The sequence below is a fragment of the Fibrella aquatilis genome (assembly GCF_017353255.1).
Taxonomy (GTDB): Bacteria; Bacteroidota; Bacteroidia; order Cytophagales; family Spirosomataceae; genus Fibrella; species Fibrella aquatilis.
The window spans coordinates 1-14096 of the sequence record NZ_JAFMYU010000019.1; the positions used below are offsets into that span (position 1 = coordinate 1).

At 55.1% G+C, this 14096-nt stretch carries 11 protein-coding genes; 6 read left to right on the plus strand and 5 right to left on the minus strand.

Translation table 11 applies throughout. The features are described from left to right. Positions 1–106: 106 nt before the first annotated feature. Positions 107–574, plus strand: a complete 468-nt coding sequence (locus J2I48_RS20145) for a hypothetical protein (protein ID WP_207337299.1) — start codon at positions 107–109, stop codon at positions 572–574. Between the two features lie 86 nt (positions 575–660). On the opposite strand, the gene treF is transcribed toward J2I48_RS20145, so the two are convergent. Next, on the minus strand, positions 661–2142 hold the full coding sequence (treF, locus tag J2I48_RS20150; RefSeq protein ID WP_207337300.1) for an alpha,alpha-trehalase TreF: 1482 nt from the start codon (positions 2140–2142) through the stop codon (positions 661–663). A gap of 125 nt (positions 2143–2267) precedes the next feature. Here treF and J2I48_RS20155 point away from each other — a divergent pair, with 125 nt between their 5' ends. After that, positions 2268–3491 (plus strand): MFS transporter, encoded by a 1224-nt coding sequence (locus J2I48_RS20155; RefSeq protein WP_207337301.1) that lies wholly within the window; start codon positions 2268–2270, stop codon positions 3489–3491. A 74-nt stretch (positions 3492–3565) separates the two neighbouring features. Here the strand turns inward: J2I48_RS20155 and J2I48_RS20160 are convergent, their stop codons facing one another. The 4 genes from J2I48_RS20160 to J2I48_RS20175 all read right to left on the minus strand — a co-directional run bounded on the left by J2I48_RS20160 (position 3566) and on the right by J2I48_RS20175 (position 6671). After that, positions 3566–4057 (minus strand): NUDIX domain-containing protein, encoded by a 492-nt coding sequence (locus J2I48_RS20160; protein WP_207337302.1) that lies wholly within the window; start codon positions 4055–4057, stop codon positions 3566–3568. Between the two features lie 126 nt (positions 4058–4183). Beyond that, positions 4184–4735 (minus strand): LOG family protein, encoded by a 552-nt coding sequence (locus J2I48_RS20165; RefSeq protein WP_207337303.1) that lies wholly within the window; start codon positions 4733–4735, stop codon positions 4184–4186. Between the two features lie 45 nt (positions 4736–4780). Further along, a complete protein-coding gene (locus tag J2I48_RS20170) occupies positions 4781–5212 on the minus strand; it encodes a four helix bundle protein (protein WP_207337304.1) in 432 nt (143 codons plus the stop codon). Between the two features lie 79 nt (positions 5213–5291). After that, positions 5292–6671, minus strand: coding sequence for a UDP-N-acetylmuramate--L-alanine ligase (locus J2I48_RS20175; RefSeq protein WP_207337305.1), 1380 nt, complete (start codon positions 6669–6671; stop codon positions 5292–5294). 77 nt (positions 6672–6748) lie between these two features. On the opposite strand from J2I48_RS20175, the gene J2I48_RS20180 reads away from it, so the two are divergent. From J2I48_RS20180 to J2I48_RS20195, 4 genes are all read left to right on the plus strand, one after another. Beyond that, entirely contained in the window at positions 6749–8428 is a 1680-nt protein-coding gene (locus J2I48_RS20180; RefSeq protein WP_229376557.1) for an OmpA family protein, read from the plus strand. Between the two features lie 389 nt (positions 8429–8817). Continuing rightward, positions 8818–9282: an IS200/IS605 family transposase gene (tnpA, locus tag J2I48_RS20185; protein ID WP_207337307.1), complete on the plus strand. Its 465-nt coding sequence runs from the start codon at positions 8818–8820 to the stop codon at positions 9280–9282. A gap of 48 nt (positions 9283–9330) precedes the next feature. Further along, the gene (locus tag J2I48_RS20190) at positions 9331–13152 is read left to right on the plus strand and encodes a hydantoinase B/oxoprolinase family protein (RefSeq protein WP_207337308.1); all 3822 of its coding nucleotides are present in this window, start codon (positions 9331–9333) and stop codon (positions 13150–13152) included. Beyond that, positions 13149–14033 carry a 3-keto-disaccharide hydrolase gene (locus J2I48_RS20195; RefSeq protein WP_207337309.1) on the plus strand — a complete coding sequence of 295 codons (885 nt, stop codon included), beginning with the start codon at positions 13149–13151 and terminating at the stop codon, positions 14031–14033. The genes J2I48_RS20190 and J2I48_RS20195 overlap by 4 nt, the downstream gene beginning before the upstream one ends. The last annotated feature ends 63 nt before the right edge of the window (positions 14034–14096 follow it).

Below are 14096 nucleotides of genomic sequence, written 5' to 3' on the forward strand. Positions count from 1 at the left end.
CGCAGTCGAGACGGTCCGCCGCTGCGGGGCCTAGAGCGCGAAGCCATTATTCATTATACATTGTACATTAACCTACCCTATCTTTCGCCCGTTAAAAAAACCATTCATGGAGACGAAAACAACCACCGAACAACTACAGGCCGCGAAAGCTGTTGCCGCCGAGAAACTAGATGCCATCCGCACCGAAGCGGGTGAACATCTCAACGTTGCCGCCGCTAAACTGGATGAGTTGAAGGATCAGTTGGTAGCCAAGGCGCAGGAAATGGGCAAAGACATTGACGTAGAAGACCTAAAAGCCAAAGCCGCGCAGCACTTCGACACCGCTAAAGCCGCCACCGCCGAAACCCTCACCCACTTGCAGGGGCAGGCCGAAACCGCCTATGCCGCTGCCGCCGCCAAAGCCGATGAACTTCAGGACCTGGCCGAAGACAAGTTTGACGACGTCCGCGCCGAAGCTGCCGTGCAACTCGCGGCTGCTCAAGCCAAACTTGACGAGATCAAAGCCGAAGCCGCCCAGCAAGTAGACGCTGCCACCGCCAAAGCCAAGGCTATGTGGAGTGAGTTGTTTGGGTAAGGCTTCTTAATGTACAATGCATAATGAACAATGTACAATGGGCTGACGCAAAAGTGTGTTCGCGTCAGCCCATTGTACATTGTTCATTATGCATTGTACATTAAGAAGCCCAAATAAACCCCATTCGTCCAGCCGAAGCCGTCTTGGTTGGGGTATTCGCCACCGCCGGTGGTGAGGGCGGCATCCACTACGTTGTATTTCTCGGTGAGCTTGCCCGTGGCTTTGAAGACCTTGTCGTTGAGCGCCAGCCAGCGGTTGCGGCCTTCGTTGGCGGTTTCTACGTAGCCGTAGTTCAACAATCCTTTATACACGATCCATTGCAGCGGTGCCCAGCCGTTGGGCCAGTCCCACTGTTGGCCGGTGTGGTTCAGCGTGGTCACCCACCCGCCCGACTGTAAGAAATCGGCCTTGAGCCGGTCATGTACGCGGCGGGCCTGTTCGGGTGTGGCCAGTTTCAGAAACAATGGAAATGCCCCTGCCAGCGTCAGGGCGGACGTTTTTTGGAAATGCGCGGCGTCGTAATCGTGGAAAAAGCCGGTTTCGTCATTCCAGCAATGATCCAGCATAGCCGTTTGGCGCTGACTGGCGAGGTAGCTGAAATCAACCGCCTGCGCCTGATTGCCCGCCCGCGTGTAGGCGTGTTGCAGGGTCTTTTCGAGTGAAAAAAGCAGGCAGTTCAAATCCACCGGCACGATGTCGGCGGTGTGGATGATGGCCATTGTTTTTTCGTCGGCAAACCACCGGCTGCTGAAATCCCAACCCGATTCGCAGGCGGCGCGGATGTGGCGGTACAGCGTTTCGGGCGCTATGCCCAGGGCTTCGGCGTCGGGGGTTAGTTCGATCTCCTGCCGGTATGATTCGGGGCGGGGCGTGGTCAGGTCATCGGCATAGTGGTTCAGCGACTGCCCGCTAAGCAGGGTGACGCGTCGTTGGTAAGTCGTTTGTCCAGAGGGCGTTACGGTCGTTTTGTGCATCCAGAAATCGTATTCTTTCTGAAGCTGCGGCAGGTAAGCAGTCAGCACGTCGGGGCCGTCGATTTCGGCCAGAAGCTGCACCATCAGGGCAAAAAACGGTGGCTGTGACCGGCTCAGGAAATACGTCCGGTTGCCGTTGGGAATGAAGCCAACCGTGTCGATGAGATGGGCAAAATTGGCCAGCATGTCCCGAATCAAATCCGTCCGGCCCGATTCACGCAGGCCCAGCATGGTGAAGTAGCTGTCCCAGTAAAAAATTTCGTTGAACCGTCCGCCCGGCACCACATACGGGTGCGGCAGCGCCACCCGCGAATCGTGCGGTACGGGCACGTCGGCCGGGCGCGTGAGGCTGTCCCACAGGCGGTTGATATGCTCGGCGGTGCTTAGGCTGGTGTCGCTGACGTAGTCTGAGGCGGCAGGCGTTGGCACCGTAAACTGCTCATACACAAACGCTTTCAGATCAAAATCGGGTTGCTGTCGGGCTTGTTCATACAGCACCTCCAGTTGCGTCGGGTCCTGCTTCGGCACACAATCGACAAACGTTTTCTGGTCGGGAAACACCTGACCAAGCTGTACCGCGTTGAAGAGAGACATGAGTGAAAGGGCGAGAGAGTGAAAGAGCGAATGAGCTTGCATAGCTTCGCGCTCTATTAACCGCAAAGAAATCATACTTTCAGCATTCTAAGCATTCGCTCTTCCACTCTCTCACTCTTTCACCCATGCGCCTAAAATTTTCCCTCTTTTTGAATTACATCGTTTTTGCTATCCTGCTCAATAGTGTCGGGATCGTGATTTTGCAAGTCCAAGGCAGCTACGGCGTTAGTAAAACAGATGCTTCGATACTGGAGGCGTTTAAAGACCTGACCATCGCCATAGTGTCGTTTTTGGTGGCTTCCTACATTACCCGCATCGGCTACAAGCGGGCCATGCTCATTGCCCTCGGCGTTGTTACGGTGGCCTGCTTGCTGATGCCGCAAGTACCGGCGTTTTGGACCACCAAACTGCTGTTTGCAGCCGTAGGAGCCAGTTTCGCGTTCATCAAAGTATCGGTCTTTGCCACCATTGGCCTTATTACTAAAGACACTAACGAGCACGCCAGCTTTATGAACTTCCTGGAGTCGCTGTTTATGGTGGGGGTCATGTCCACGTTTTTCTTATTCAGCGCCTTTGTCGACAATGACAATCCGGCCTCGACTAGCTGGCTCAACACCTATTATGTGCTGGCGGGCATTGCCGGGCTGGCATTTGTGCTCATGCTCACCACACCCCTCGACGAGTCGCAGATACGGGACGAGGGCAAGGCCGTGGGCCTCAATAACATCGCCGACATGCTTCAGTTGGCCCTACGCCCGCTGGTGCTGGTGTTTGTGGCTACGGCATTTGTTTACGTGCTAATGGAACAGGGACTGCAAAGCTGGCTACCCACATTTAACAAAGACTACCTGAAACTGCCTACGTCGCTGAGCATACAGATGGCCAGCATTGTGCCTGCTACCACGGCCCTGGGGCGTTTTATTGGTGGTTTTGTCCTGAAAAAAGTAGCGTGGTACTGGCTGTTAATCACCTCGCTTGTGGTAGCTGCCGCACTCTTGCTGCTGGCGCTTCCCCTGGCCGAAAAAGCCAATCTGGCAGCCGTGGCTGGCACCAACTATGGCTGGGCCGACGCTCCGCTAGCGGCGTTTTTGTTTCCGGCCATTGGTCTGTTTATCGCGCCTATCTACCCGGCCATCAACTCGGCTATTCTGAGCAGCCTGCCCCTGAAGCAGCACGGCCCTATGGCAGGCCTGATTGTAGTGTTTTCGGCCCTGGGTGGTACCACCGGCTCACTCCTCATGGCCCGCATTTTCGAAGCTTACAACGGCCAAACCGCCTTCTATTTTCTGCTTGTGCCTATTGCCCTGCTGCTCGTGTTGCTTACCGTTTTTAGAAGAATACAGGGTTAGACGAGGGTGGTGTATCGAATCGAAAAACGCCAAGCGCTATTGGATGATTACCTATCATGTGCATAACCCGTCCTTTACACATCCCGGCGTTTCGCCAGCCACTGTTTCAGGGCGGGGCCAGTGCCAAAAGGCCACGGGCGGAGTTCGGGGATGGGCGTGACTTTGTAAGCTTGTAGCTCGGTGGTGTCCAGCACAATTTCGCCTTTGGCGCGGACGTGGTAGGTGAAAATAACCTCGTTGCGCTGGTAGAAGGTGTAGATGCCCAGAAACTCCACGATCTCGGCATCGAGGCCAATCTCTTCTTTCACCTCACGTAGCACGGCTTCGGCGGGTTCTTCGCCTTTTTCCAGGAAACCCGTTACGATGCCAAACCACTCGGCGGGCCAGCCAATGCTCTGCACCAGCACCACGGCGTTGTTGTCATACTCCACAATGGCCCCCACCACCGGCAGCGGATTGTCGTAGAAAACGTAACCGCAGGGTTTCGAGCAAACGAGCCGCTCCCGTCCGGCGTTTTCGGCCAGCACCAGCGGCGCGGCGCAGTTGGGACAGAAGTTGTGTTTCAAGGCGAGTTTCAGGTCTAATGTTTAATGTCCAAATTCCAAAGTTGCGATCCCGCCACGCCAACGTCTTAGCGTGTTTGTACGCTGATATTAAAACGGAACCACAACTTTAGACATTGAACCTTGGACTTATTTTTCCTCCCAGAAGGCCTCAATCGCTGTAAGAGCATCATCTACAGACTCTGCCACGATAAGCAGGGCGCGGTTTTCAGGTTTCAGGAAACCATCGGCTACGCAGCGGTCGAGTTGCTGAAGCATAAGGTCGTAGTAGCCGTTAACGTTGATGATGGCAATGGGGCCGTCGTAGAGCTTCAGTTGCCGCCATGCCAGTATCTCGAATAACTCGTCGAAGGTGCCATAGCCTCCGGGGAGGGTGATCACGCCTTTGGCCAGGGTCACCATCTTGTATTTCCGTTCGTGCATCGTTTCCACAAAGTGCATCTCAGTCAGCGTTTTGTGGGCTACTTCCAGGCTGGCCAGGAAGTTGGGAATCACGCCCGTCACTTCACCGCCGTTGCTGAGCACGGTGTCGGCCACGGTGCCCATGAGGCCGTAGCCCCCGCCGCCGTAGATGAGGCGGATGTTCCGCGTGGCCATTTTCTGCCCCAATTCGGTGGCGACTTCATTAAACACAGGCTTGGTCCCCGGCGAGGACCCGCAATACACGACAAGGCTTTGCATCTATTTAGTGGTAAGTGATGAACGGTAAGCGGTAAGTAGGCCGCTTTAAAACGTTGAGAACGCAAGGCAACTAACTATAAAGGCAAGTAAAACAGAACTTGCCTTTATAGCCAAGCTCTTCTTACGAGTTAATATCGAACTGCTCAACATCCGTAGTACGGCTTCTGTATCAGCACTGATCGATTCAAATTCGCTTTGAGTGATATACTGTGTTTTGTAGAGAAGCTCGAGCCAATATAGTGTCTCGCCAGCCTCCTTTTGAGCGATACTCAGTTTATGAATAAAGTCAATGCCTGATTCCGCGTTCGTGGCTTCCCGGACCATTGCGCCTGGGTTTGTACCAGATCGAAGTATCTGCTTACTAATTATTAATTCGTTTTTCTCACGAACAAGGTGCTTGTTGAGATTAACAATTCTGATGGCCAATTCTAGCGTTTTATCACGCAGTACACTGGGTTTGTGACTTTGAGGTTTCATGGACTTTTGCGTTCGATGGTTAGCCAAGTCTACCACAAAAACGATTATTATTCTAATGACCAGACCACCTACTTACCGTTCACCGTTCAGCACTTACCACTGACCGCAGGTCCATCCCCCCAAACGTGCCGGAACTCATCATCAGAATGACGTCAGCGTCGGGGGCGTGTTGGGTGATAAACGTTTGGAGATCAGTCAATTCGGTAAATACTTGCAGGCCGGGTTTGCTGAACGCAGCCAGTACGTCGGTGGGGGCGATGGGGGCGAGGCGCTTGATTGCCAGCGTATGAGCGTTGTAGTAGACTGCCGCTGTATCGGCCATGTCGAGGCTGTGCGCATACTGAGCCAGAAAGTCTTTGTTGAGGCTGCTAAAGGTGTGCAACTCCACGCAGGCCAGCAGGTGTTTGTCGGGAAACTGCGCTTTCACGGCTTCGGTAGTGGCCGTCACCTTGGAAGGCGCATGGGCAAAGTCGCGGAACACGATCTGATCGGCGGTTTGGGCTACGGTTTCCAGCCGCCGCGCCGCCCCACCGAAGGTCTGGACGGCCTCGTAGAACTGCGCATCGGTCACGCCCAATCTATCGCAGACGGCCATGGCCCCCGCGATGTTTTTCATGTTGTGCAAGCCAAATATGCGTAGCGGAACCTCGGTGCCGTCGGGTGTGGTCAGGTACGTATGTCCGTCGCGGATCACGTGCGGGTGAGCATCGTAGGGCACTTTTTGCACGTCCTCGCGGCCATTCTGACCCACCACGTCGAGCATGTTGTCGGTCTCGTCGAAGAGCAACACGCCTGATTTGGGCATCTGTTCGGCCAGCAGCTCAAACTGCGCCACGTAGCTGTCATAGGTCGGGTAAATGTTCACATGGTCCCAGGCAATGCCGCTAATGAGGGCCATATGGGGCTGGTAATGCAAAAACTTAGGCCGCTTGTCGAGGGGCGAGGAGGCGTATTCATCACCTTCGATAATGATCACCGGCGCAGCCGTGGCCGAATGGTCGTCGGTGAGGCTGACCATGGTCTCGAACCCCTCCAGTTGCGCACCTACGAGGTAATCGAAGCGGTGGTTATGGTAGTTCAGCACGTGCAGAATCATCGACGTGATGGTGGTTTTACCGTGACTGCCGGCAATGACCACGCGCTGTTTCTGGCGGCTGTGTTCGTAGATAAATTCAGGATACGAGAAGATAGGCAGGCCTAATTCCTGCGCACGGGCCAGTTCGGGGTTGTCGGCGCGGGCGTGCATACCCAGGATTACGGCGTCGATACCGGCGTGGATGCGTTGTGGAAACCAGCCCATTTCGGCTGGAATGAGGCCTTTTTGGGTTAATCGGCTCAGGGCAGGCTCGTAAATTTCGTCGTCGGAACCCGTGATCGTGTGGCCTTGCTGATGGAGCGCCAAGGCGAGGTTGTGCATGGCACTTCCGCCAATGGCAATGAAATGATAGGCCTGCGGCATGAAGATTGGTATGTATTGACTGGTAGACGAAGGTAGCTACTATCTTCGTTTAGCGAATAATGAGTTGCCCACTGACTATGAAATGGAATAACGGCCTTGCGGTTGGAATGTTGCTGCTAAACGGCCTCGTTGCCCATGCGCAGGCCCCTACGTCGGTGTCGGCTGCGTCGCCGTATCGGGGCGAAAATCTGGGTCCACAGGTCAATTCGACCTATAACGAAGGCAACCCGCTCATTAGCCCCGACGGGAAAACGCTGTACTACACCCGCGAAGACCATCCCAACAACACGATGTTTGCCGACAAAGAAAACGGCAGCGCCGACATCTGGTATTCGGAGTGGCAACCCAGCAACCAATGGGGACCGGCGCGACGCATGGGTGCTCCACTCAACCAGTTCAACCACAACGCCGTTTTTAGCATCACACCCGACGGCAACACGCTGCTGTTACGCGGTGCGTATACCAACGGCCGTTACGAAACGCGTGGCTTTTCGATCAGCAAACGCACCAACGGCGGCTGGAGCACCCCCGAAGCGCTGAACATTGCCAACTACGAAAAAATGAGCAAAGGCCAGTTCGACTTTGCGTACCTGACCGTAGATGGGAAGACGCTGCTGCTGTCGTTCAGCGAAAAACGTAACGGTCAAAAAGACGACCTCTACGTTTCGTTTCGGCAGAAAAACGGCTCCTGGAGCCAGCCCATGAACCTAGGGGCTGATGTCAATACCGACGATTATACCGAGACCACGCCCTTTCTGGCCCCCGACGGCAACACGCTTTACTTTTCAACTAACCGCCCTGGTGGGCAAGGTGACAACGACGTCTGGGTGGCGCGTCGGGTGGATAAGACCTGGAAACGCTGGTCGAAGCCCCAAAACCTGGGTCCCGGCACCAACACCGACGGCTACGATGCCTACTATTCCATTTCGGCCCTCGGCGACTTAGCCTACCTGACCACGTTCAAACATGTGGGCACCGAAGGCGGCAAAGGCGGTGATATTGTGCAAATCCGGTTGCGGTCACTTACGCCCCCCGGCGGCGATTCGACCACGCTGGCGCAAACGCCGGGACAGGTGGGCGGTGGTAAAAATCCAGCTGACCTGACCAGCCCCGACCCAGTAGCGTTGATTTCGGGGAAGGTGATCGATCAGAAAACCGGTCGGCCCATTGCCGCCGAAATCATTTATAGCACCCTGCCCGACGGGGCCGAAGCCGGTCGCGCTACTGCCGACCCCACCACGGGCGAATACAAGATCATTTTGCCCTACGGCCAGAAATACACCATGCGCGCCGTAGCCCCGGATTTCATTGCCGAAGGAGCCAACGTGGACCTGACGGGTGGCCCAACCGATAAGAACAAGGGTTTCGAGGAGATCAAAGGCAAGGAACTCAAGCTTGTACCTATCGAAGTGGGCCAATCGGTGCGGCTGACGAATATCTTCTTCGACACGGGCAAGGCCATCCTGCGCGACGAGTCCGCCCCGGAGCTTGACCGGCTGGTGACGGTGATGAACGAGAATCCCAAACTGGGCGTCGAACTGGGCGGTCATACCGATAACGTAGGTTCAAACGAGCTGAACGCCAAGCTCTCGCAAGACCGCGCCGACGCGGTGCGGGAGTACCTCATTGGCAAGGGCATTGAACCCGACCGGCTAGCCAGCAAAGGTTTTGGCGAAACAAAACCCGTGGCTCCCAATGACACCGACGAAGGCCGTCAGCGCAACCGCCGCGTGGAGTTTTTAATCGTGAAGAAGTAGGAGCGTGAAAACGCAAATTGGGTGAGTGCAACTGGTCTGCCGGTGCGGAATCAGCGCAGATTTTTCAGAATGGTCAATTGCGCTTTTCGGAAGGAATTGGACCGAAGCGTGATCAGCACATCGTTTCGTCGCGTAGCGACCCAATGTTTGTAGAAAAAGGGGTTCATGCAACAGATTTCCGTCGCGCAGCGACCAAACGATTAACGCATATTGTTTGGTCGCTACGCGACGGAAATCTGTTGCATGAACCCCTTTTTCTACAAACATTGGGTCGCTACGCGACGAAAAAACGCGCTGGCTCCTTTCTAATAAAGGTTATGTTCGATTTGACTATGTATCTGTTCACGTGACGGCTATATTTAAATTCACCTAACTGTCATTTTTATTAGATGCCTAACACCTATACGCAACTATATATACAGGTCGTTTTTGCTGTAAAACACCGCCACGGATTAATTAGACCCGAATGGAAGGAAGATCTTTACCGCTACATGACAGGTATTATCCAAAAGCAGGGTCACAAACTGATTGCCATCAATGGAATGTCTGACCATGTTCACGTTTTCATTGGTTTCAATCCTAAACAGGCTGTTTCAGAATTGATGCAATACCTTAAAATGGATTCATCGAAATGGATTAACGAAAAGCGGTTGACATCAGCTCAGTTTGAATGGCAAACGGGTTATGGCGCTTTTTCTTACGGTCATTCACAAATAGACGTAGTAGTTAAGTACATTCAAAATCAGGAACATCATCACCGTGAACGGACATTTTTGCAAGAATATAAAGCCCTCTTGCGAAAATTCGATATTCCCTATGATGAACGATATGTATTTGTTTCAATTCAGGATTGAAATAAGTAATCCGCCCAATCCGCGTTCTGTTGCCTTATTTTGCCAACTATGTGGCAAATCTGGATTGACACCGGGGGCACCTTCACGGACGGCCTCGCCCGCGCCCCCATCGGCACCCTTCACCGAACCAAAGTGCTCAGCAGCGCCCGGCTGCGCGGTCAACTCATAAACGGCCAATTGCAGGCTGCATGGCTTACCGCTCCTATTTTCGACGGGTATACCCTACGGGTGGTGGAGGCCGATGAAACGTTTACTATTCAATCGCTGTCGGTGACGGGTGAATTGGTGGTAAAGCAGGAGGGGTTTCCCAACCACACGCTTCTAACCGTAGAACTGTTCACAGGCGAAGAAGCCCCCGTACTAGCCACGCGGCTGCTGACGCAAACGCCACTGAATCAGCCGTTTCCAGTGCTGGAAATGCGATTAGGCACGACCAAAGGCACCAACGCTCTGCTCGAACGGCGGGGTGGACGGGTGGCCCTGCTCGTGACCGAGGGCTTCCGCGATTTGCTGGTGATTGGCACCCAACAACGCCCCAATCTCTTCCAACTGGCCATCCCCCCCGCTGAAGTACTCTATGAAACGGTGCTGGAAGTGCCCGAACGCATGACCGCCGACGGTACTGAACTGGCTCAACTGACAGACGAGGCCATTACCCATATTGTAGCACAACTGGGCGAAATCAACCCAGATGCGGTAGCCATTTCGCTGCTCAATGCCTATCAGAATCCAGCACACGAACGTCAACTGGCCGACGCCATTACGGCAGCGGGCTTTCAGTTCGTGACCTATTCTACGGCACTGTCTACAGCACCGGGCTATGTAGCACGTACCCAGACAGCGGTGGCCAACGCCTACCTGATGCCAGTACTACGAACCTACCTGGCCAACATTCAAACTCAGTTGGGGGGGCATCAGGTACGTGTGATGACGAGCGCTGGGGGGCTGGTCCGGGCTGATTTGTTCCAGCCAAAAGACAGCCTGCTCAGCGGCCCGGCGGGGGGCGTGATTGGGGCAGCATCTGTCGCCCCGCAGGAGGCCATACTTACCCTCGACATGGGCGGCACCAGCACCGACGTGGCCCGGATTGAGCATGGCCAGCCCGACTACCGCTTTTCCACGCCCATTGGCCCCTTTGAACTGCAACTACCCTCGCTCGCTATTGAGACCGTGGCGGCGGGTGGTGGCTCGGTCTGCTGGTTCGATGGGGTGGCCGGGCAATTGCGCGTAGGGCCGCAGAGCGCGGGGGCCAGTCCCGGCCCGGCCTGTTATGGCGCTACTCCCTCCGGCGCGGTGCCACTGCTGACTATTACCGATGTGAATCTGCTGCTGGGCAAGTTGCACCCCCGGCAGTTCGGTATTCCGATTTTCCCCGAAAAAGCCCAGGCTGCACTAGAGGCTGTTGTTGAGCAAATTGCCCTGACTACGGGCCAAAAAATGCCTTTGGATGAGTTACTGCGCGGTTTCGAGCGTATTGCCGACGAGACTATGGCCGGGGCAATCCGCAAAATTTCGGTGGCGCGGGGCTTCGACCCGGCGCAGTATAGTTTGCTGGTTTTTGGTGGGGCGGGCGGCTTGCACGGTTGTGCCGTGGCTGAGCTGCTGGGCATGCGCCGTCTGTTTTTGCCTTTCGATGGGGGCTTGCTGAGCGCCTATGGCATGGGTCAGGCGAAGGTTGAACGCATGGCAATACAGTACATATTGAAGCCACTCGCCTCCTTTAACAGGGGGCAATTAGAATCTATTTTCGATGAACCAGAGCAAAACGCATGGCATCAACTTATTGACGAAATGCCTAACGGTATAGGTAAAGTAACGTATCGCTATTGGCTGCATCTCCGCTTTGTTGGGCAGCAAACAGCACTAGATATTGAGTGTGATGACGCTTATTTCCAGGACGACGATATCTATACGGTCAGTTTCTTAGCAAAAACGTTTCGACAGGAATATCGCAAACTTTACGGCTATGCGCCTACCAACCAGCCTATCGAGGTTGAAAGCGTTCGGGTTAGGGTTAGCACTGTGCTCGACAACGTACCAAGTCAGACAATTCCTCTCCAGCCTCGTCCCGCCGTTCCAGCCTTTCAGACTGACCAATACCCCGACTATGACTGGACGCAACTACAGCCCGGCGACACGTTTTCTGGTCCGGCGTTATTGCTCAATACAACCTCGTCGGTCTTTGTGGAGGAAGGGTGGTCGGTGGCTATTCAGGCGGATAGAACAGCGCGAATTGAATGGACATCGACGGCAGAAACACAGCGACAGTCGGTTGATAATGAGGTCATCCAGCTTGAACTATTCACCCAGCGGTTCCGGGCTATTGCCGAGGAAATGGGCGCGCAGTTGCAGCGCACGGCCTTTTCAGTCAATGTGAAAGAGCGCCTCGATTTTTCCTGCGCCCTGCTCGATGCCGACGCCCGGCTGGTGGCCAACGCTCCGCACATACCCGTGCATCTGGGTAGCCTGGGTGTGTGCGCCAGGCTGGTGCTGGCCAAGCTGGCGCAGGACGGTACGCCCCTCGGTCCCGGCGACGTAGCCATTACCAACCACCCGGCCTACGGCGGATCGCACCTGCCCGACGTGACGTTGTTGCAGGGGGTCTATTCGGCTGACAACCAGGTGGCCGGACCGCAACTGATTGGCTACGTGATTAACCGGGCGCACCATGCTGAAATTGGGGGTAAAACGCCCGGCTCCATGCCGCCCGATGCCACGTCGCTGATGGAAGAGGGCGTGGTGCTGGAACCGCAGTTCATTGTCAGGCAGGGTGTGTTTCTGTGGGAAAACGGTCTTTCTGACCTATTCACCCAGGCCCCCTACCCAACCCGCGCCCTGGCCGAAAACCGGGCTGACCTGGAGGCGGCGCTGGCTTCGTTGCGGGCGGGCGAAACGGCCTTGCAAACGCTGGCACAAGCACACGGCATCGAAACGGTTCATCGCTACATGGGTCGGTTACAACAGTCGGCTACGGAGGCCATCCGGGCTGTTTTGGCCAGTCACGAAGGGCAGGAATTTAGCACAACTGAGTCGTTAGACGATGGTCATCAAATTTGCACAAGACTGATAGTCAGCAACAAACGACTCACTATTGATTTCCGGGGTACGTCGGGTGTACATCCGAATAACCTCAACGCCAACGTATCTATTCTGCATTCGGCAGTGCTGTATGTGTTGCGGTTGTGGGTAGCGCAGGACATTCCACTCAATGAAGGACTGATGACTCCGGTAGAGTTGGTACTGCCCGAATCGTCGTTTTTGAACCCCATTTTTTCGGCAAAACCAGCCGAGTGTCCGGCGGTGGTGGGGGGTAATACGGAGGTGAGTCAGCGGCTGGTCGATACGTTGCTGAAGGCGCTGGGGCTGGCGGCGTGTAGTCAGGGCACGATGAACAACTTTTTGTTTGGCAATGATACATTAGGCTACTACGAAACCATCGGTGGCGGGGCGGGGGCCGTGCGGGGTATGGCGGGGCGGTCGGGGGTGCATCAGCACATGACCAACACCAAACTCACCGACCCTGAAACCCTGGAACGGCGCTACCCCGTGCGCTTGTGGCGGTTCAGCCTCCGGCCCCATTCGGGCGGGGCGGGCAGGTGGCGTGGTGGCGACGGACTCATCCGCGAGATTGAATTTCTGACCCCCATGCAGGTAACGCTGCTGAGTCAGCACCGGGTGCAGGCACCCTACGGCCTCAACGGTGGGCAAGCTGGCGCAATAGGATATCAGACGCTGATTTCGCCTAATGGTAAGGAAGAAACCCTGCCCGGCATCTTTACCCGGCAGATGCTCCCCAACGAACGCATCCGTCTGGAAACTCCTGGCGGCGGTGGGGTGGGGGGTGAGCAGCCTTCTCCCTCTCTGACATGAAAAAGCTCTTATATTTTCTGACCTGCCTTGCCTTCCCTGCTTTTGCACAAAAAATCCCTGCTGAGAAGGAGTGGCTGTCGCTGTTCAACGGTAAAGACCTCAGCAACTGGGATATCAAAATTACGGGCTATCCGTTGGGTGAAAACTACGGCAACACCTTCCGGGTGGAAAACGACATGATTCGCATTACCTATGACCAATACAAAACCTTCGACGGGCGGTTTGGGCATATGTACTACAAACAGCCTTTTTCGCACTATATCCTCCGGTTCGAATATCGGTTTACGGGCAACCAGACCCCCGGCGGGGCTGTCTGGAATGTGCGGAATAGCGGCGTGATGTTTCATTCGCAGTCGGCGCAGAGCGTGAGTTTAAAGCAGGATTTCCCCGTTTCGCTGGAGGTGCAGACGCTGGGTGGCCTGAGCAACGGTAAACCCCGACCAACGGCCAACCTCTGTTCGCCGGGTACGCTGGTGAAGCAGAAAGGGCAGGTAAACCCCCTCCACTGCATCGAATCGAGTTCGAAAACCTACGACGGCGATCAGTGGGTAGCTGTGGAAGTGCTAGTCTTGGGCGATTCGCTCATTGAACACCACATTGACGGACAAACGGTACTGGCCTACGAACACCCGGTTACTGATGAATACTTCATCAGCAAAAGCAATGACTTCGAGCAGGCAGGCGTAGCCGATGCCGCCTTCTGGCGGGCACGAGCCGGCAAACCCCTGACTAAAGGGTATATTGCTCTGCAAGCCGAAAGCCATCCAATCGACTTCCGCAACCTGAAGCTCCTGAACCTCAAAGGCTGCATGAACCGCAGGGCGAAAAACTACAAAGCGCACTATGTGGTGAATGATGAAGGGGCGTGTGTGTTTAACTAATTTCGGATTGTTGCTGACCGGTCCGCCGTTGCGGTTGCGGATTTCGGATTGTTGCTGACCGGT

Bases quoted from the DNA above. Each gene is read 5' to 3' on its own strand.
- J2I48_RS20145 (WP_207337299.1), top strand. From the start codon at position 107: ATGGAGACGAAAACAACCACCGAACAACTACAGGCCGCGAAAGCTGTT.
- treF (WP_207337300.1), bottom strand. From the start codon at position 2,142: ATGTCTCTCTTCAACGCGGTACAGCTTGGTCAGGTGTTTCCCGACCAG.
- J2I48_RS20155 (WP_207337301.1), top strand. From the start codon at position 2,268: ATGCGCCTAAAATTTTCCCTCTTTTTGAATTACATCGTTTTTGCTATC.
- J2I48_RS20165 (WP_207337303.1), bottom strand. From the start codon at position 4,735: ATGCAAAGCCTTGTCGTGTATTGCGGGTCCTCGCCGGGGACCAAGCCT.
- J2I48_RS20170 (WP_207337304.1), bottom strand. From the start codon at position 5,212: ATGAAACCTCAAAGTCACAAACCCAGTGTACTGCGTGATAAAACGCTA.
- J2I48_RS20175 (WP_207337305.1), bottom strand. From the start codon at position 6,671: ATGCCGCAGGCCTATCATTTCATTGCCATTGGCGGAAGTGCCATGCAC.
- J2I48_RS20180 (WP_229376557.1), top strand. From the start codon at position 6,749: ATGAAATGGAATAACGGCCTTGCGGTTGGAATGTTGCTGCTAAACGGC.
- tnpA (WP_207337307.1), top strand. From the start codon at position 8,818: ATGCCTAACACCTATACGCAACTATATATACAGGTCGTTTTTGCTGTA.
- J2I48_RS20190 (WP_207337308.1), top strand. From the start codon at position 9,331: ATGTGGCAAATCTGGATTGACACCGGGGGCACCTTCACGGACGGCCTC.
- J2I48_RS20195 (WP_207337309.1), top strand. From the start codon at position 13,149: ATGAAAAAGCTCTTATATTTTCTGACCTGCCTTGCCTTCCCTGCTTTT.